Genomic DNA, 17881 nt, shown 5'->3' with positions numbered 1-17881 from the left:
AACAGCAATGGATGCACTAACATTTTTAACTGAAACCACCAATACCGGTGCCTCAGACCTTTTTATCGTAGCAGGTCTGCCGCTCTCATACAAAAAGAACGGCTCCCTTATCACCATGGGAACTGACAAGATCATGCCGGCCCAGTCGGAATCCATGATACGTGAGATCTACCAATTGGCAGACAACAGGGATATCAATCGCTTTCTGGAGACAGGGGATGACGATTTTTCCTTCGCTGTCAGAGGGCTTTCCCGTTACCGGGTGAGCACTTACAAACAGAGAGGTTCCATGGCTGCTGTCATCCGCGTCATCACATTCCAGCTTCCCAATCCATCGGATTTAGGGATTCCGGATTCCATCATTGAGCTGGGGAATATGAATAAAGGGCTTGTCCTTGTTACAGGTCCTGCCGGCAGCGGAAAGTCCACCACGCTGGCATGTATCATTGACGCTATAAATAAGACACAGGAAAAGCATATTATCACGCTGGAGGATCCTCTGGAGTTCCTGCACAGCCATAAAAAGAGTATTGTGAGCCAGCGTGAGATCAACACGGATACAGAAAGTTATATTATGGCTTTAAGAGCCTCCCTGCGGCAGAGTCCGGATGTGATCCTTTTGGGGGAAATGAGAGATTATGAGACGATGGCCGTCGCTATGACAGCCGCCGAAACCGGGCATTTGGTGCTGTCCACCCTGCATACCCTGGGGGCTGCAAATACCATAGACCGTATTATTGATGTCTTTCCGCCCAATCAGCAGCGTCAGATCGCTGTGCAGCTCTCCTCCGTGCTGCGGGCTGTCGTATCACAGCAGTTGGTACCTGATGTAAATGAGACGCTGATCCCCGCATTTGAGATCATGAAGACTACTCCGGCTATTAAAAATATGATCCGGGAGAATAAGGTACATCAGATTGATGGGCTTATTTATTCTTCGGCCGGGGGAGATATGATCTCTATGGATGCCAGTCTGCAGCGGCTGGTGAAAGAAGGCAGGATCAGCAGACATGAGGCTTTGGGACATGCTTCTAATCCGGAGATGTTAGGGAAGAGGATATAATGGAGAGACGGACGGGGAAGAGAGGGCGCGAGGGAAACTGGGGAGCGAAGCGTTCCGCTGTCCGGGAGCTAACCTGCTCCCAGGCACTAAATTCATCGGCAATGGCCTCTTCATTAAGTGCCTGGGGCAGGTGGATCTCCCGAACGCTCCACTAAAACATCGCTCCCCAGTTTCCCTCCCGCCCTCCCTTCCCCTGGTTTTCTCTGCGGATAATGTTGAAAAGAAAAAGCAAAAAATAAAAGATCAAAGATAAAAGACAAAAGATACTTGTTTTACCACGAATTTACCACAAATGAATGAGCCTTCATATGATGAAGTATTGTCAAAGCAAAGAGAAGTCCAACCTTTTTCTTGTAAAAAGTTTTGAGCTTCTCTTTTAATTACGTTTTTCATTACTGAACTTGTAACCTACACCCCAAACAGTAATTATGTACTGTGGATTGTCTGGGTCTGGTTTAATTTTTTTCTTAACTTCCGTATAAACGAGGTCGGATTTTTTCCATCTAAAGCATGATCATAGCCCAGTACGCTGTCATATATTCCCATAATACCACCTCCTCTAAGTGGTCGTTGTTTCACTGTATACCTCTTTGTAATTTAGCCACAACAATTAACCTCTGACTACTTTTGTCATATAAACTCAAAATATGATCACCATATATTTGTATGTCTAGTGATAAATAACACAAATTAAAAGTTGTTCACTAATAGAATAATTATATTTCCGTTTTGTGATAATTAAATTCGCAAGTTGGACTTCCATCTGCTATGGTTTGATTTCTTACCAGTGTTGCTCCCATTTTTTCAGCCATCCAATAATCAAATCTGCATAGTTCTTTTACAATGTCATTAGCATTTTCTCTTCTAGCTAATTTGCAGATACCGCATGTGAAAAATCGTAGTTCAAATTCGTTTATACTAGTACCTTGTATGAGTTCAGATTGCCAGTCATATTCAAACTTATTCTTTAATGACCTTTTTGCCATAGCTTGTCTGCGAGATTGCCATTTTTCAGTAAACACAGATTTCTTTGAAAATTTAATCATAATTGGATTTTGTTCAATTTTTTGAAACATATTTCTAACATCATTTGAAGTTAAATCATTATCACAAGTTTTATAAATTGAAAAAATCATACATGCAAACAATAAGATTAAAGACATTGTATTTTCTTTCATACTACCGATTGATGGTGTGTTCTCGATCATATTTTTATATTCGTTTTTACAACTGTGTTTGAATTGTCGATTGATTAAAATATTTTTCTCTGCTAAACCATTAGAACAATCTTTAGAAAAGATAAACCAAATGGCTTTTGCATAAACATCGTATTTCATTTTTATCACCCTTTCGCCAGAAACATATGAATAATTGCTCATACGTTTCATTATATTAAATGATAAAATAATTGTCAAGATAAAACGAAATTTTATAAGACCCTCAACAACCATAAGCGTACTTTGTATTAGATCAATGGCTTTATTGGGGCTGGTCAATCAAAAATAAAGAGTTCTTCTATGGGAGTCTCTACGACTCTTGATATATCAATTGCCAGTTTTAAAGACGGGTTATACTGGGCTTTTTCCAGCCGCATGATAGTTTCGCGGCGGACGCCTACGGCGTTTGCCAATTGTTCCTGAGTCATGTCCTTTTGCAGACGGTATTTTTTCAGGTTACACGAAAATCCTTCTATGCCCATATTACTCTGCTTCCTCCGTATCATATTTGTACAGAAGATAGCTGTTCAGAAAGAGAACCAGGGCAATGATCAGGGAAGAGGACACTGTAAAAATAAGTGCCACATAGGTAATTCCAATATGGCTTCCCGCCATTCCTATAAACCAGGCCACCGCCCACAGAAGTCCAAAACCAGTCTTATAAGAAACCAGTTGTGCTCTTGTCTGTTCCTCCTTAAATCTTTCATCCATCAACGTACAGCTCATCTTTGCCTCATAAAAAAATCCAAAGAACCCAAAAAACACAAAGAAGAAAAACGGCCAAACCTGTCCCTGTATCATATAGGCCGGGATCCCAACAAACCCGACAAATCCAAAAAAACCAAACCACCCATATCTTGGATTCAGTTTCCTGGTCACCCCCTTAACAGCCGACCCGTCTTTTCTAAAATTTGCAGTCACCATACGAACCACCAAATACACCACATAACAAACAAATCCCACCGTTACAGCCATCAAAGGCAGATCCGTCCATCGGAACACATAACTCCCCAAATCAATAGGTTTCACTATCCTGCTCCCATTAAAAACCACATCAAACCCCACAGCCAAAAACTCCGCCAATATAAACCCCATCAACACAATCTCTCTCCAATTTCTCTTCATGATCCCATCCTCCTAAAAGTGATATATTTATCTCTTAATAAGACAAATATATCACTTTACCTTCCCCCTGTCAACCCTAACCTAATAAACATCATAGACAAATAGAGTATATAATATCCCCTCCACACCCCTGCGGTCAATGAACACCAGGGAAATGGGAAGAGGGCCGGGAGGGTCCGGAGTGGGTTTGAGGTGAGCGATGTTTCAGTGGAGCGTCACGGAGATCCACCTGCCCCAGTTACTTAATGAAGAGGCCACTGCCGATGAATTTAGTAAATGGGAGCAGGTTAGCTCCGGGGCAGCGGAACGCTTCGCTCACCTCAAACCCACTCCGGACCCTCCCGGCCCTCTTCTCATTTCCCGTCCGCCCTCAACTCCCCCTACACAAAAAAGGCCCCATGGCCGCCTCAGCCACAGAACCTTTCCCATCTATTTCTTCATATTCACAAACTTCGTATAATTCGGCAGCCAAACCAAATTCACCGTCCCAATCGGACCATTCCTCTGTTTAGCAATAATAATCTCCGCAATATTCTTATTCTCAGAATCCTTATTATAATAATCATCCCTGTAAATGAACATAACAACATCGGCATCCTGCTCAATCGCCCCTGATTCTCGAAGGTCAGAAAGCATAGGTCTGTGGTCCGGCCTCTGTTCCACGGCACGGCTTAACTGGGACAGCGCCACCACCGGCACGCTCAGTTCCCTTGCCAGCGCCTTCAGGGACCTGGAAATATCAGAAATCTCCTGCTGCCGGGACTCGCTCCTGCCGCTTCCTGACATCAGCTGCAGGTAGTCAATAAAAATAACTCCCAGATTCTGCTCCAGCTTATACTTCCTGCACTTTGACCGCAGCTCCGAAATGGAAATACCCGGTGTATCATCAATGATCATATTGGAAGACCCAATAATATTAGCACCCTCGATCAGCTTTGCCCAGTCCTCATCCTCCAGATTACCTGTACGGATACTCTGGGAATCCACTTTTGACTCCAATGACAGCAGACGGTTTACAAGCTGTTCCTTTGACATCTCCAGACTGAAGATCGCCGTGGTAACACCACTCTTAAATGCCATATACTGGGCAATATTCAGTACGAACGCCGTTTTACCCATGGACGGCCTGGCCGCTACCAGAATCAGGTCTGATGGCTGAAAACCGGACATCTTGTAATCCAGGTCAATAAATCCTGTGGGGATACCGGTAACACTCCCCTTTGTCCTGGATGCCTTCTCAATCTTCTCAATGGCATTCAGGACCACATCTTTTATAGGTACAAATTCATCACTGCTCTTCCTCTGTACCAGGTCAAAAATCTTCTTTTCCGTGATCTCAAGAATATCCTGTGTCCGCTCATTGCCAAGATAACAGGTATTGGCGATCTCCTCTGTGGTCTTGATCAGTTTGCGCAGCATTGCCTTTTCAGACACAATCTCCGCATAATACTTTACGTTCACAGAGGTGGGCACTGCTGCCACCAGTTCCCCTACAAATTCCATGCTGGAAATCTCAGGCGGCACATCCAGTTCCTTCAGCCTGTTCTGGAGTGTGACCAGATCCACAGGTTTGTTCTCATTGTAGAGCTCCACCATGGCCTCAAAAACAATGCCGTACTGCTGCTGATAAAAATCATCACCTGTAATGATCTCTGATGCGGTCACAATGGCATCTTTGTTGGTGATCATGGAACCGATAACCGACTGCTCCGCTTCAATGCTGTGGGGCATGATCCTCTTTATAAGTGCTTCATCCATGACAGGTTATGGCTCCTTTCCTTTGGAAGGCTTACGCTTCCTTCACAACGACTTTCAGCTCTGCTGTCACTTTAGGATGCAGACGGATGGGCACTTTTGTGGTACCCAGCTCTTTGATGGGGGAAGAAAGCTGCATTTTCTTCTTATCAATGTCATATCCAAGCTGCTCTTTTGCCGCTTCAGCCAGCTCTTTTGTTGAGACAGAACCAAAAGTACGGCCGTTTTCCCCTACTTTTATGGATACCGTCACTTCTTTTGTCTCCAGCTCTGCCTTGAAAGCCTGTGCCGCGTCAAGCTGCTCTTTTGCCACTTTGTCCTCATGGGCTCTCTGGAGTTTTAAATCATTAATGTTCTTGGATGTAGCCTCCAGGCCCAGTTTCTTGGGAAACAGCATGTTCCTGGCATATCCGTCGCTTACATTTACAATGTCACCCTTTTTACCCAAGGATTTTACGTCTTCTACTAAAATCACTTTCATATCTCTATGTCTCCTTCCTTGATCATCTGGTCAATGGTCTCTTTCAGTTTGATGATGGCGATCTCCATCTCCTCATCCTTTAACTGTGCTCCGGCCATATTAATATGACCTCCGCCGCCCAGGCGTTCCATGATAAGCTGTACATTCACCTCATCAATGGCGCGGGCACTGAAATAAATCGTATGGTTGTAGTCTGTGAGCACAAAAGATGCCCGCACACTGCTGATATTCAAAAGTTCATTGGCTGCCTGGGACGCCACGATGGTAGGGCTGTCCAAGCCCTGGCTTGGGCAGACTGCAATGGCAAAATAATTCCGGTAAGTCTCCACATGACGGATTGCCTCAGCCTTCGCCCTGTAGGAAGCCACATCATCCCGGAACATCTTGCGCACCCGGGTCACATCCGCGCCGCAGCGGCGCAAAAACGCAGCAGCCTCAAAAGTCCTCACCCCGGTTTTGGCCGTGAAATTATTGGTATCAATAATGATGCCGGAGTAAAGAGCATCTGCCTCTATGTTGTAAATTCTGATATCGTCAGAGAAATACTGCAGAATCTCCGCAACCATTTCACAGGCCGAAGACGCAAAAGGCTCAATATAAGAAAGCACCGCGTTGGAAATCACCTCCGCACCCTGGCGGTGATGATCCAGAACCACGATCGTCTTAGTCTTGGAAAGCAGCTCCTCACACTCCGTATAACTTGGCTTGTTGGTATCCACCACGACCACAACGGTGTTGTTGTCAACAATGTCAAGTGCTTCTGCACTGTCCACAAACATATGCTCATCATAATCCGGATTATTAATAAAATTCTCAATGATCGGACGCACAGACATGGTCGGATTATTTACAACAATATGTGCCCTCTTATTCAGGGATTTTGCTGCCCTGTAGATACCAATTCCGGCGCCGATGGAGTCCACATCCGAAATCTTGTGTCCCATGACCACCACTTTATCCTTGGCAACCATGAACTCCTTCAGTGCATGGGCTTTTACGCGGGCCTTTACGCGGGTATTCTTGCCCATCTGCTGGGATTTCCCGCCAAAATATGTCATGCTCTCTTTGTCCTTGATGACCACCTGGTCGCCGCCGCGTCCAAGGGCAAGGTCAATGGCGATCCTGGAATACTCATAATTCTGTGCATAGCTGGGCGCATTGATGCCGATACCGATACTGATCGTCACAGCCATATCGTTTCCGATGTTGACCGTCTTTACATCCTCCAGGATATTGAACCGCTTCTTCTTCAGTTCCTCCAGAGAGCGCTGGCGCATAACAAGAATAAACTTGTCCTTTTCCAGCTTTTTCACAAGACAGTCCACCTCACTGAAATACTTGTTCAGCTTCCTCTCTATCAGGGCAACCAAAAGCGAACGGCGCACTTCTTCCACACTATTCAGTGCCTCGTCGTAATTGTCCAGATACAGAAGCCCTGTAACCAGTTTTTCGTCCTCTGTCCTGCGGATGTAACGGTTGATCTCCGTCTCATCAAAGAGATAAAGTGCTGTGAGGAAATTCTCGTCCTCCGCCTCCACCAGGCCTGAATCTTCCAGAAGTTTCTGGATGGAAATTCTGCGCATGGATGCACGGTAATCCTTCTCAGCGAACTGGAACACTACCTCAGACGCATCCTCCTTCGGCAGAGTGTCCACTGTGATCTCAGGAAACAGGGTGGTGATTGATTTTCTATACTTCCGTGGCTTTTCACACAAGGCGGAAAATGCATCATTCATCCACATCAGCTTTCCCTTGCTGTCCAGCAGTGCATAAGGAACGATAAATTCCTTCAGCAGGCTTCTCTGCACCTGCCCGTACTGGGTAGCAAAAGAGATCAGCTCATTCATGATGATGGCACGGCTGTGGTGATATAAGAAAATAACTATCAGCAAATAAACAGCCAAAAATCCACTGGCAACAGCGCCAGCCCGCCTGTTGATGCGGAACACACTAATATCCATGAGAATCAGAAGGACTGCCAGAATTACCGGCCACTGCATGTACAGCTTCAACTGACCTTTAATCTTAATTTTCCCATTCATATCCTCTTACCTGCCAATTTCTCTACTTTGTCCGGTCTCCTATTATGCCTTGCCGGATGAAAATGTACTTTAACATTATACCATCAAATGCGGGGATGCACAACTTTAAATTGCAGCCGTCATTTTTGTGCAAATTGACAACAGAAAATAAGACAAAAAACAGCCTGTTCCAATAAAAACAGGCTGCATTCAAAACAGAGAAAACCTTATGACGATTTCATCCATATAATAAATTCCGTGGACATCCCTTCTTCCGGATGCTTGGAAAGGCTGATGTACCCTTTGTGGGATTCCACGATTTTTTTTGCGATGGCAAGTCCCAGACCGGTTCCCTGCCTGCTGTTGCGGGACTCGTCCCCCACAGTAAAAGGTTCAAAGATAACATCTGCGATCTCCGGCGGAACCCCTTTCCCGTTGTCGGATATACTGATCTTTACACTATTGCCCTCAGCAGCAATGGCAAAGCGCAGTACCGTCCCCTCCGAATTATGCTTCAGCGCGTTGGCAATGATGTTTTCAAAGACACGGCTGAACTGCTGGGAATCAATATGACAGTACAGGGGCGTTTCAGGAATATCCGCCTCCAGTTCAAATCCGGCAAGCGCGATCTCATTGTACTTGGACGCCAGGTATTCTCTGGCAAATTCACAGATATTCTCTCTTTTCAATACCGGGCTGAAATCCGGATGCTCCAGCTTACTGTACTCATAAAAGGTATTGATGAGTTCATTGAGCGCCGAGGATTTTAGATAGATGGTTCTGAGATACTGCTCCCTCCTGTCCTCCGGTATCATGCCGTCACAGATAGCCCGGGCATATCCCTGGATGACGGTAATAGGCGTTTTTAGATCATGGGATATATCGGCCAGCATCTTCTGCTTGTCCATATCTGCTTTCAGACGTTTCTCCTCACTCTCGTTGAGGCGGGCGGCAAGCCTGACAAAATCATCTCCAATCTCCACAAACTCATTTGGTCCTCTGTACTCTGTGCTGGGTTTCTCCCCCTGCTGGTACTGGGTGATGGTCCTGCTCAGGGATGTGAGCGGAACCTTTACTTTCCGGTTCAGCTTCAGCACAAAGACTGCCACAACAATAATATACAGCGGAATTGTCAGAAGCCAGAGCCGTTCCAGAGCAGAGACAATGTGACGGTAACTGGGATCATCTATTTTTTTGTATTTGAAGACTGCCGTATATTTCCTGCCGTCCTCCCCTGTGAAAGCATGTTTCTGATATCCGTAGGACGCGGAGACGGAGTCCGTCATATACTGCAGTTCCCGCTCTCCAAGCTGCTGCGCCGGGAAATCCATGGTATTGGTCAGCACTCTGTAGTTCTCATCCAAGATCATGAAGCTCTCTGTCTCTTCATATGTTTCCTCGTCTTTTGACATCACTTCCCCATACCGTTTCACCAGGATCTGTTTTTTTCCCTCCTGATTCGTAAATGTGGTGGTCTCCGTATATTCCCACAGTGTCATTTCCGGAATACAGTATAATTCCGTGGCAGTGAAGGATTCCTCCATCTTCTCACTGCTCTTATAAACCGTATGCAGGTTCTCGTCCAATACCACAAAATCCCCCTTTGGCCCCAGGACTTTCCGGCATGGAAACGCATCATAGTTTCCTTCCTCCAGCAGTCCCTCGTTTGCTTCCAGGGCATCGACACTGGGCAGATCAAGCCGCCTTTCAAATCCTTTGTTGATAATCGCAGAGATCAATGCCAGGATACAGAGTATGGTCAAGGTAAATCCCACATAGTTTTGTATGAGAAGGGCCAGAAAGCTTCCCGTTTTTCTCTTATCTGTCTTCAATCTTATAGCCTACTCCCCTTATGGTTTTTATGTAACGTGGATTTTTGGGGTTATCTTCTATTTTATCCCTGAGATTAGAGATGTGGACCATGATCGTGTTGTCATCGCTCTCAAAATATTCTCCGCTGGTACTCTCGTAAATCTGTACCTTTGTATAAATAGCACCCGGCTTTTTCATAAGAAGAGCCAGGATTTTATATTCCATTGGTGTCAGGAGAACCTCCTCGCCCTTTTTCTTCAGAACCAGCGTCTGCGTGTCCAGGCTCAAATCTCCCACCTTCAAAATATAGGTCTCCTCATGTTTGGGCTTCTCTGCGTTTAGCTGATAAAACCGTCGGAGATTGGAATTCACCCTTGCCACGATCTCAAGAGGGTCAAAAGGCTTTGCCATGTAATCGTCAGCCCCCAGATTCAGTCCCAGGATCTTGTCATTGCTCTTATCTCTGGCGGAAAGAATCAAAATAGGAATATTGCTGATCTCCCGGATACGTCTGGTAAGCTCATATCCATCCATCTTAGGCATCATAACGTCGAGCACAGCCAGACTGATATCTTCCCTCTCCACGATCTTCAGTGCTTCCAATCCATTGCCGGCCCAAAAGACACGGTAGCCCTCATTCTCAAGATAGAGTTTTAAAAGTTCCGCAATGTCCTGTTCATCCTCAGCAATTAAAATCTTGTAATCCATGTACCTGCCTCACTTTCCTTTGTATAACCGAACTCATCCGATGTGCCCATTATAACACGTTTTTAGGTGCGATGAAACCAAAAAGCGCCTCTCTCCCAGACGCAAAGCTTTTTATACGGCAAAAAACGCCGCTGCACAACGCAGCGGCGCTTCCTTCTCTATGCTTCTGTATGCAGATCAGTCCTGAACATAAGGCATGATAGCCAAATGTCTTGCTTTCTTAATCTCAACAGTTAAAGCTCTCTGATGTTTTGCACAGTTTCCTGTGATCCTTCTCGGAAGGATTTTTCCTCTCTCAGAGACATATCTTTTTAATTTATTTGCATCTTTGTAGTTGATCTCGTTATTTTCTTTTCCACAGAACACGCAAACTTTTTTTCTTCTGCGTCCGCCTCTTCTCTTCATCGGAGAATCCGGTCTGTTACCTTTTTCGTAAGCCATGATTTTTTACCTCCTAATCAAATTCCGTCCTTTATCAGTTGAACGGTAACTCTTCGTCAATTCCGTCCGGAATATTCATGAATCCGTCTGCAGAGGATGCTGCACCAGGTGTCGGTGAAGGCATTCCCATGCCCTGCATTCCCTGTCCGCCAGCCTGTCCCGCATGGCTGTCGCTGACTGCTTTGCTCTCGGCGAACTCCTGGTCCTCAACCACAACGTCTGTGGTATAGACTTTTACGCCGTCCTTGTTCACATAGCTGCCTGTCTGGATCCTGCCGCTGATGGCGATCTTGATACCCTGACGGAAGTATTTTTCTGCAAATTCAGCCTGTCTTCCAAAAGCCACGCATCCGATAAAGTCTGCGGTAGCTTCCCCGTCTCTCTTGAAACGGCGGTCAACAGCGATTGTATATCTGGCAATTGCCATAGAGTTTTCTCCTGCGGAATATCTCACCTCAGGATCTCTGGTTAAACGACCCATTAAAATTACTTTGTTCATATCTCTACCTCATCATTTCTTACCTTGCACATAGTATCGGGAATCAGAAATCTACTTTCATAACTCTAAATGGATCCGCGTTTTGTGCCTTCAGAAAAAATTAAGCGTCTTTTCTGACAACTAAATATCTTAATACATTGTCCATGATGCGAACGTGGCGTTCTACTTCTGCAGGGCATGCTGCATCAGATTCAAACTGGATGAAGTAGTAGTATCCTTCGCGCATTTTCTGGATCTCGTAAGCTAATCTTTTTTTGCCCCATTCTTCTACTTCGGAAATAACTCCGTTGTAACGGGTGATGTAGCCTTTCGCTTTTTCCACAACTGCTGCACGAGCTTCATCTTCAATTTTCGCATTAACGACTAATGCTAATTCATATTTGTTCATGCTGTTTTACCTCCTTATGGTCTTCTGGCCCTCTGTTAAGCAGAGAGCAAGGATAAATAATATATCACAAGGATTTATTCTAACACATCACACCTGGATATTCAAGCCTTTTTTTTCAAATCTTTGGTATTTTTCTCCACAATTCTCCTCGCCAGCATGATCTGATGACCACATCCTGTGCATTTCAGTCGAAAATCAGCACCCACCCGGAGGATTTCCCATTCCTGGCTTCCGCAGGGGTGCTGTTTTTTCAGTTTTACAATATCTCCAACTTCATAATTGTAACCCATATCCGGTTTCCTTTCTGTCTGTCTATTCTGGTTTATTCCGCACGGATCTGTGAGAACACCTGGCCAATGGGCGCGTTGATCACAAGATCCGCCATTTTATCCCTAGGTGTGGCATCCCGGTTGATGACCACCAGATACTCCCCGGTGAAATAATCGATCAGGGATGCTGCCGGATAGACTGCCAGGGACGTTCCCCCGATGATCAAAACTTCCGCGTTTGAAATGGCCTGCACAGACCTGTTGAGCGTCTTGCTGTCAAGGCTCTCCTCATAGAGGACCACATCCGGTTTGATAATACCGCCGCATTTCTCACATTTTGGCACTCCCTCTGCAGCTTTCATATAGGCAAAATCATAGGATGTACAGCATTTCATGCAGTAGTTGCGGTACACACTCCCGTGCAGTTCCAGCACATTGCCGCTGCCTGCCATCTGATGGAGATTATCTATGTTCTGGGTGATGACAGCCTTCAGTTTTCCTGCTCTTTCAAGCTCCGCAAGTTTTAAATGTGCGGCATTCGGTTTTGCGGTATCACAGAGCATCTTGGCTTTATAAAAACGATAAAATTCTTCCGGTCTTCTCATAAAGAAGGTGTGGCTTAAAATAGTCTCCGGCGGATATTCCCACTGCTGGTGATAAAGGCCGTCCACACTTCTGAAATCAGGGATCCCGCTCTCCGTGGAAACTCCTGCCCCTCCAAAAAATACAATGTTGCTGCTCTTTGAAATAATCTCCTGCAGCTTTTCTGTCTCTTCCATTATTTATATACCTCCGGCAGGCGCCTGGCCTGAATTACAAATCTGGTTGCGTCATTTCCGGTGCAGGTGGAAAGGGTCACGATCTTGTCATCCTTTGTGGGCTCTGTACCTACCTCAAACTCTGAGGCATCCCGCATTTTTTTCAAATACTGTGCAAACTGGTCATCCGGAGCGCTGAAAAGTGTATAAGTGTCACCGGTGGCGGATGTGGTGTGTACCGTGAAGATCTCATAGCGGTAGCTCTTATCCGGCAGACAGATCCACAGATATGGACTGGTCAGGTTTTCCGGCTCGTGCAATGTGCGGAACGTACCGAACATGGAGCCGTTTTTCATATTATGTCCGTAAATGATGGTATTGCAGTCTTCAAAATTGCTGTTGTTTGTGTGCTCCATAAAAATGGCGCCCGCTGCATTCTGCTGCCCCTCAAAGGTATAGTGGAGGTAATGGTCATTATCCTTCCCCTTCACAATAGGATAACTCACATCAAGGGCTTCCATCTGGATCCACCCCACAATATCAGGATTGATCTCTTTGAGACCGGCAAAGTCAATCTGGGGGCCGATCAGCTCCTCCTCTTCCTCCTCCTTGGCTTCCGGTTCATCCTTGGGGTCTTCTTTTTTCGTCTCCGGTTCTTTTACATATTCCCTGATCTTGTCGTATTCGTCTGTTCCTTTTTTATACTCCAGGTAAATATTGACAAGCTGGTATGCAGAAAAAAGGAATACGCAGACAGCTGCGATCAAGATGATATTCCGCAGTACACCCCCGAATGTGGTCTTCTTTTTATTCTTCTTGCTCATGAGTGTCTCCTATCAATTGTAGTTATCGTAAAATGCTTGGTAGTCCTCAGAAATGATCCTGGCGCTGGGAACCAGTTTTACGGTGAGCCCATCCGCCGTAACCGTGGTACCTTTTGGAAGTACCGCGTTCTTATATTCCTTGGTATAATCCGGATAATCCGCGCTCGGTTCCGCATCCATCAGAAAGCTGAAGTTCAGCCCATAGTCCATCCCCTGTTCCTTTGGAAGCTCATAGGATACGATTCCGAAATCGTCTGTTGCCATAACAATATCATAGGTCCCTTCCGGGAAATCTTCTCCTGCAACCATGCTGTCTGTCAGGGTGATCTCCTCTGTCAGCGGGTTTGCGGGAGGTGTTAAAACCGCTGCCGCCTGTGCGTTCTCTGATACTATATGTATATTTCCGCCGCCGTTTACCATGACGATGGCACCTGTGAATAATCTCACATCATCTAACTGCAGCACTTCATTATCATTCTCTCCGAAATACTCACTGAACCATACGTTGCTGTCCATATCAGCCACTTCCAGGCGCATTCCTTCCCCTGCACTGGCTATATACTGGCCTTCCGGGATATCATATCCCACCACATATGCACCGGCACCTAAATCCGTCTCCCAGTTTTCCCCTTCCGGGGCCAGTTCCTTCGTGGTGTACTGATAGGGATCAAAGGTGTATTCCGGGTAATCATAAGGCTGCTGGTAGTCAAAAGGGTCCTGGTAATCCGGGTCCTCAATAATCTTTTCCGCTGTTATACTTTCTTCTGTCCTGTTCTCATAGCCGATAGCCACCAGGAAAATACCGACAAGGACAGCGATCACAACTACGGTAAGCCCTGTCTTGCTGCCGTCCCGAGGGGTATGAAATGCAGACATACCTGTCCCCCCCGGCCTTTTGGACATCTCCCGGTAGCTGTTGAAGTTTACTGTGTTGTTGGTGTTTCCATTGTTTGAAGTATATTTTCTTGGAGTTGTGCCGGCTCCCATTTCTTTTTTTGCTGTGTTCCCGTCCTGGTCCGAAGGGCTGCGTTCCTGCTGACGAGGGTGGTTCAGAGCCGGCTTTTTGTAAGGCTCTGCGTTCTCTTCCCCATGGACATGGGTGAGAGGGGCACTCTCGCACTGATTGCGGTTCAGCTGGGAACGGTATGCGGAATCCGTTTTATTATTGTCCATACCGCATTCTGTGCAGATTCCATTTCTTAGTTTTCCACCGCATAGGATACATTTTCCCGCCATCTGTTTTCCTGCCTTTCTGCTGTTGGTGTGTTGGTAGCTTTTTATTTTATTGTACCATAGTTGTGGGGGAAACTGAATGTTTTTTTCAAATGTGTGCGGTGAAACCGTCCCGTCTCCCGGTGCCCTTCACCTGAGGAGGGCTGTGGCTGCGGAAGACCCGTCACATTTCTTTTCTTGACATTAGTATAAAAAGGGACTATACTGAATATACTTAAATATGTAACGCGGGATGGAGCAGTCTGGAAGCTCGTCGGGCTCATAACCCGAAGGTCGTAGGTTCAAATCCTACTCCCGCTACTCTATAAAAGCCCGGAGAATTTGTCTCCGGGCTTTTTCCTACTCACTTTTCAGTTTCTAACTTCCGGCAGCATCTGCGCTGCCCCCTTAAAATCCCCTGTCCATTTCCTCCTGCAATCGGATCGTAACAGTTTGAATCTCCATACCTCCCTGGGCAAAATACAGTCTCACGTAATTATGCGGACCAAAAAGCGGACCAATGGTCTTTTCTATTTCTATCCACTCCCCGTCAGTTCCGTTGATGGTCACAGTTCCCTCCAGATGTCCGTTTGCGAACACGGAAACCGGTATCTGCGCCAGCTTTCCGCCTTCCGCCTTTGCTTTCAGACGGACCGTATAAGACCCGAAAGTGTCCAGAAGGATTCCATATACCACACTTTTCCCCTTGGAGGTGTCAATATGAGTGCCATCTAGCGTAAGGCTGCCATCCACTTTGTGATAGGTGATGTCAAAATCCACCTTGTCCTCCCCAGCCATAACTTCACCTGCCAGCTGCTCCTCCTCTGACATTCTGCCCAGGGTTCTTTCCATAACCGGGGACTTCATGAGCATACGGCAGATATTTCCGGCGCATCTCAAAAGAGCGCCGCGTTTTAAGACTCCCTTTTTCAAGCTTTCCATCAGGTTGTCTCTGTTGATCAGAGAATCCTTGGTCACCATATAGACATCGTTCTGGCTCCGGACCATGGCAGCCAGATTGTCCGTGGATGCAGGGCCTCCCTCGTCGTTTAGATCAGCCCACCAGTCGGTCATGACCATACCGTCAAAGTGCCATTCTTTTCGGAGAATCGTGGTCAGAAGGTCATAATTGCTGGCGGTCCACAGACCGTTTATGGCGCCGTAGGTTGTCATGACAGAATAAGCGTTTCCCTCTTTCACTGCTATCTCAAATCCTCGGAGATAGATCTCCCTCAGTGCCCTCTCGGACATGACGGAGTCCAAAAGCCTTCTGTGATATTCCTGGTTGTTGGCTGCAAAATGCTTTATGGTTCCCGTCACGCCATACTGTGACATACCCTTTAACTGGGCAGATGCCATAACTCCCGTCAGATATGGGTCCTCTGAGAAATATTCAAAATTTCTGCCGTTCAGAGGATTTCTGTGTATATTGATCCCAGGTCCAAGCAAAGTGTCAATACGGTTCTTTCTAAGCTCAGCCCCCTCCATTTCGTACAGCTTTTCTGACAGTTCCGTATCAAATGTACAGGCCAGGCAAGTACCGTTCGGCATGGAAAATGCCGGAGTCCCGCAGTCCATACGGATGCCGGAGGGGCCGTCCGCACAGCAGCCGCAGGGGATGCCGAACTTCTGCAGAGACTCTGTCACACCGCCGAAAGCTGCCGCTGTACCCGGCGTAACCTTCGGTGAGCACATGCCTTCCCCTCTGACAATGCAGCACAGATCCTCCTCGGAAAGCTGGGCCAAAAATTCCTCCATGGATATTTCCCTGTCAAAAACCTCCCCCAGTGTATATCCCTTATCTCCTGTGTATGTAATATCAGGAAGTGTTTCTTCCTGCACGCGTTCCTGCATTTTGTACCTGCGGACAGGCACCTCCTCCCAGGCCAAAGCGCCGCCCTCCCCTGAGCGCATTCTCTTAAATTTTTGCACCGGTCCGGCAGCTTCTGTACAAACAGAGGTCACCAAAGTCTCTGCAGCTTCAAAACTTCCTGCTGCCCTGGCACTTCTCACATCCGTGCCAATGAAGATCTCATATCTGCCTTGCTCCAGCACATAGCAGGATCTATGCCCTGTCACACCGCTGTCATCATAAGAGGATATATAATAATCGGTAAATGTTAAGACAAGCTCCTGTGTTTCCCCCGGGCTAAGGCATTTCGTCTTGGCAAATGCGGCAAGATTTCTAAAAGGCTTGCCCAGTTTACCCTGCGGGGGATCCACATATAGCTGCACCACTTCTTTTCCCGCAGAGGTTCCTGTATTGGTAACTTTTACACGGACTGTGGTTTCCCCGTCCAGATGCACTGCAGAGCTGCAATCTACCCGGAAGTCAGTGTAAGACATTCCAAACCCGAAAGGATAAAGCACCTTATCTTTGGCAAAGGTCTCAAAATAGCGGTAACCTACATAGATATCCTCTGCATAGATATCAGAGGTCTCGCCTCCGAAATTTTCTGTGGAAGGATAATCGGAAATATCACGTGCAATGGTGTCGGCCAGCTTACCACAGGGATTCACTCTGCCGGTCAGTACATCCGCAACACTGCGCCCGCCCTCCTGTCCGCCCTGCCAGGTATACAGAACAGCAGACGGGTTGTATTTCTCCACCCATTTCATGTCAATGATATTTCCCACATTCAGAACTACAATGACCCTTTTAAATGCACGGCACACTTGGTCCAGCATATCCTCTTCCAAATCTGTCAGAAGATAACTGCCCTTCTTGGCAGATGCATCCCGGTCCTCCCCGGCTGTACGCCCGATCACAACAACGGCCGCGTCGGATTTGGATGCAGCCTCCCTGACCAGCTTTTCATCCAGAGGCATTTCCTCCTGACTCCACGGCTCCTGTGCCCAGCCGCTTCCCTGGTCAAAAGGATGTTCTGCGATCCAGGAACGGTAAACTTCCGCCAGTTCTTCGTTTACAGTCAGTTTCTCCTCCTCCTGCAGGGCGTCATTTATGCTGACCACATATTTTGCGTTTACAAGGCCTCCTGAACCGGTTCCGCTCTTGTAATAATGAAACTGGATTCTGCCGAATACGGAAATCGTCTCCTCCCCAAGCGGCAGGGCCTGATCGTCATTTTTAAGCAGTACCGCTCCCTCTGCCGCAGCCTGGCGTGCAAGGGACGCATATTTTTCCCAGTTGATCACATATTTATTATCCACTGTACTTCTCCTATCCGTATGATTTATTCTTTTGTAACTGTTCCATACCACTCACAGTTACATTCTCTTTTCATTTTACCTGCGCTCCGGATAAAAGACAATATGACGTTTTTGACACATATTAGGCTGATTTTGAC

18 protein-coding genes and 1 tRNA gene are annotated in these 17881 nt (G+C 46.5%); 2 read left to right on the top strand and 17 right to left on the bottom strand.

What is annotated here, in order from left to right; all coding sequences use genetic code 11:
• Nucleotides 1-7 precede the first annotated feature (7 nt).
• Entirely contained in the window at nt 8-1063 is a 1056-nt protein-coding gene (locus tag CI595_RS13190; RefSeq protein WP_095173813.1) for a type IV pilus twitching motility protein PilT, read from the top strand.
• 376 nt (nt 1064-1439) lie between these two features.
• Here CI595_RS13190 and CI595_RS26920 read toward each other — a convergent pair whose 3' ends face one another.
• The 16 genes from CI595_RS26920 to CI595_RS13105 form a co-directional block, all read right to left on the bottom strand.
• A complete protein-coding gene (locus CI595_RS26920) occupies nt 1440-1523 on the bottom strand; it encodes a hypothetical protein (RefSeq protein ID WP_334293488.1) in 84 nt (27 codons plus the stop codon).
• Between the two features lie 256 nt (nt 1524-1779).
• Nucleotides 1780-2400: an L-2-amino-thiazoline-4-carboxylic acid hydrolase gene (locus CI595_RS13180; protein ID WP_162291876.1), complete on the bottom strand. Its 621-nt coding sequence runs from the start codon at nt 2398-2400 to the stop codon at nt 1780-1782.
• A 155-nt stretch (nt 2401-2555) separates the two neighbouring features.
• Nucleotides 2556-2762 (bottom strand): helix-turn-helix transcriptional regulator, encoded by a 207-nt coding sequence (locus CI595_RS13175; protein ID WP_330397280.1) that lies wholly within the window; start codon nt 2760-2762, stop codon nt 2556-2558.
• A gap of 1 nt (nt 2763) precedes the next feature.
• Nucleotides 2764-3405, bottom strand: a complete 642-nt coding sequence (locus tag CI595_RS13170; RefSeq protein ID WP_095173809.1) for a DUF3796 domain-containing protein — start codon at nt 3403-3405, stop codon at nt 2764-2766.
• Nucleotides 3406-3834: 429 nt separating this feature from the next.
• Nucleotides 3835-5163, bottom strand: coding sequence for a replicative DNA helicase (gene dnaB / locus CI595_RS13160; protein WP_095173804.1), 1329 nt, complete (start codon nt 5161-5163; stop codon nt 3835-3837).
• A gap of 31 nt (nt 5164-5194) precedes the next feature.
• Nucleotides 5195-5641 (bottom strand): 50S ribosomal protein L9, encoded by a 447-nt coding sequence (gene rplI / locus CI595_RS13155; RefSeq protein ID WP_095173802.1) that lies wholly within the window; start codon nt 5639-5641, stop codon nt 5195-5197.
• Nucleotides 5638-7683 (bottom strand): DHH family phosphoesterase, encoded by a 2046-nt coding sequence (locus CI595_RS13150; protein WP_095173799.1) that lies wholly within the window; start codon nt 7681-7683, stop codon nt 5638-5640. Before CI595_RS13150 ends, rplI begins: the two co-directional genes overlap by 4 nt.
• A gap of 206 nt (nt 7684-7889) precedes the next feature.
• On the bottom strand, nt 7890-9494 hold the full coding sequence (locus CI595_RS13145; protein ID WP_095173797.1) for a sensor histidine kinase: 1605 nt from the start codon (nt 9492-9494) through the stop codon (nt 7890-7892).
• Nucleotides 9481-10182: a response regulator transcription factor gene (locus CI595_RS13140; RefSeq protein WP_095173794.1), complete on the bottom strand. Its 702-nt coding sequence runs from the start codon at nt 10180-10182 to the stop codon at nt 9481-9483. The genes CI595_RS13145 and CI595_RS13140 overlap by 14 nt, the downstream gene beginning before the upstream one ends.
• A gap of 177 nt (nt 10183-10359) precedes the next feature.
• Entirely contained in the window at nt 10360-10623 is a 264-nt protein-coding gene (gene rpsR / locus CI595_RS13135) for a 30S ribosomal protein S18 (protein ID WP_065540893.1), read from the bottom strand.
• Nucleotides 10624-10657: 34 nt separating this feature from the next.
• Nucleotides 10658-11122, bottom strand: a complete 465-nt coding sequence (locus CI595_RS13130) for a single-stranded DNA-binding protein (protein WP_095173792.1) — start codon at nt 11120-11122, stop codon at nt 10658-10660.
• Nucleotides 11123-11222: 100 nt separating this feature from the next.
• A complete protein-coding gene (rpsF, locus tag CI595_RS13125; RefSeq protein ID WP_018598534.1) occupies nt 11223-11510 on the bottom strand; it encodes a 30S ribosomal protein S6 in 288 nt (95 codons plus the stop codon).
• 101 nt (nt 11511-11611) lie between these two features.
• Complete coding sequence (locus CI595_RS13120; protein ID WP_018598535.1) at nt 11612-11800, bottom strand: DUF951 domain-containing protein; 189 nt, start codon at nt 11798-11800, stop codon at nt 11612-11614.
• Between the two features lie 32 nt (nt 11801-11832).
• Nucleotides 11833-12558, bottom strand: a complete 726-nt coding sequence (locus tag CI595_RS13115; RefSeq protein WP_095173790.1) for an NAD-dependent protein deacylase — start codon at nt 12556-12558, stop codon at nt 11833-11835.
• Nucleotides 12558-13361, bottom strand: coding sequence for a class B sortase (gene srtB / locus CI595_RS13110; protein ID WP_095173788.1), 804 nt, complete (start codon nt 13359-13361; stop codon nt 12558-12560). Before srtB ends, CI595_RS13115 begins: the two co-directional genes overlap by 1 nt.
• Nucleotides 13362-13373: 12 nt before the next feature.
• On the bottom strand, nt 13374-14597 hold the full coding sequence (locus CI595_RS13105; RefSeq protein ID WP_095173786.1) for a hypothetical protein: 1224 nt from the start codon (nt 14595-14597) through the stop codon (nt 13374-13376).
• 223 nt (nt 14598-14820) lie between these two features.
• Between CI595_RS13105 and CI595_RS13100 the strand changes: the two genes are divergently transcribed.
• A tRNA-Met gene (locus CI595_RS13100) sits at nt 14821-14894 on the top strand.
• An 87-nt stretch (nt 14895-14981) separates the two neighbouring features.
• Here CI595_RS13100 and CI595_RS13095 read toward each other — a convergent pair.
• Nucleotides 14982-17744 (bottom strand): glycoside hydrolase family 3 protein, encoded by a 2763-nt coding sequence (locus CI595_RS13095; protein WP_095173783.1) that lies wholly within the window; start codon nt 17742-17744, stop codon nt 14982-14984.
• Between the last annotated feature and the right edge of the window lie 137 nt (nt 17745-17881).

The organism is Blautia hominis, from assembly GCA_002270465.1.
Classification (GTDB): domain Bacteria; phylum Bacillota; class Clostridia; order Lachnospirales; family Lachnospiraceae; genus Blautia; species Blautia hominis.
Note: the sequence above shows the minus strand (reverse complement) of the source record. Positions and strands in the feature narration are given on the sequence as shown.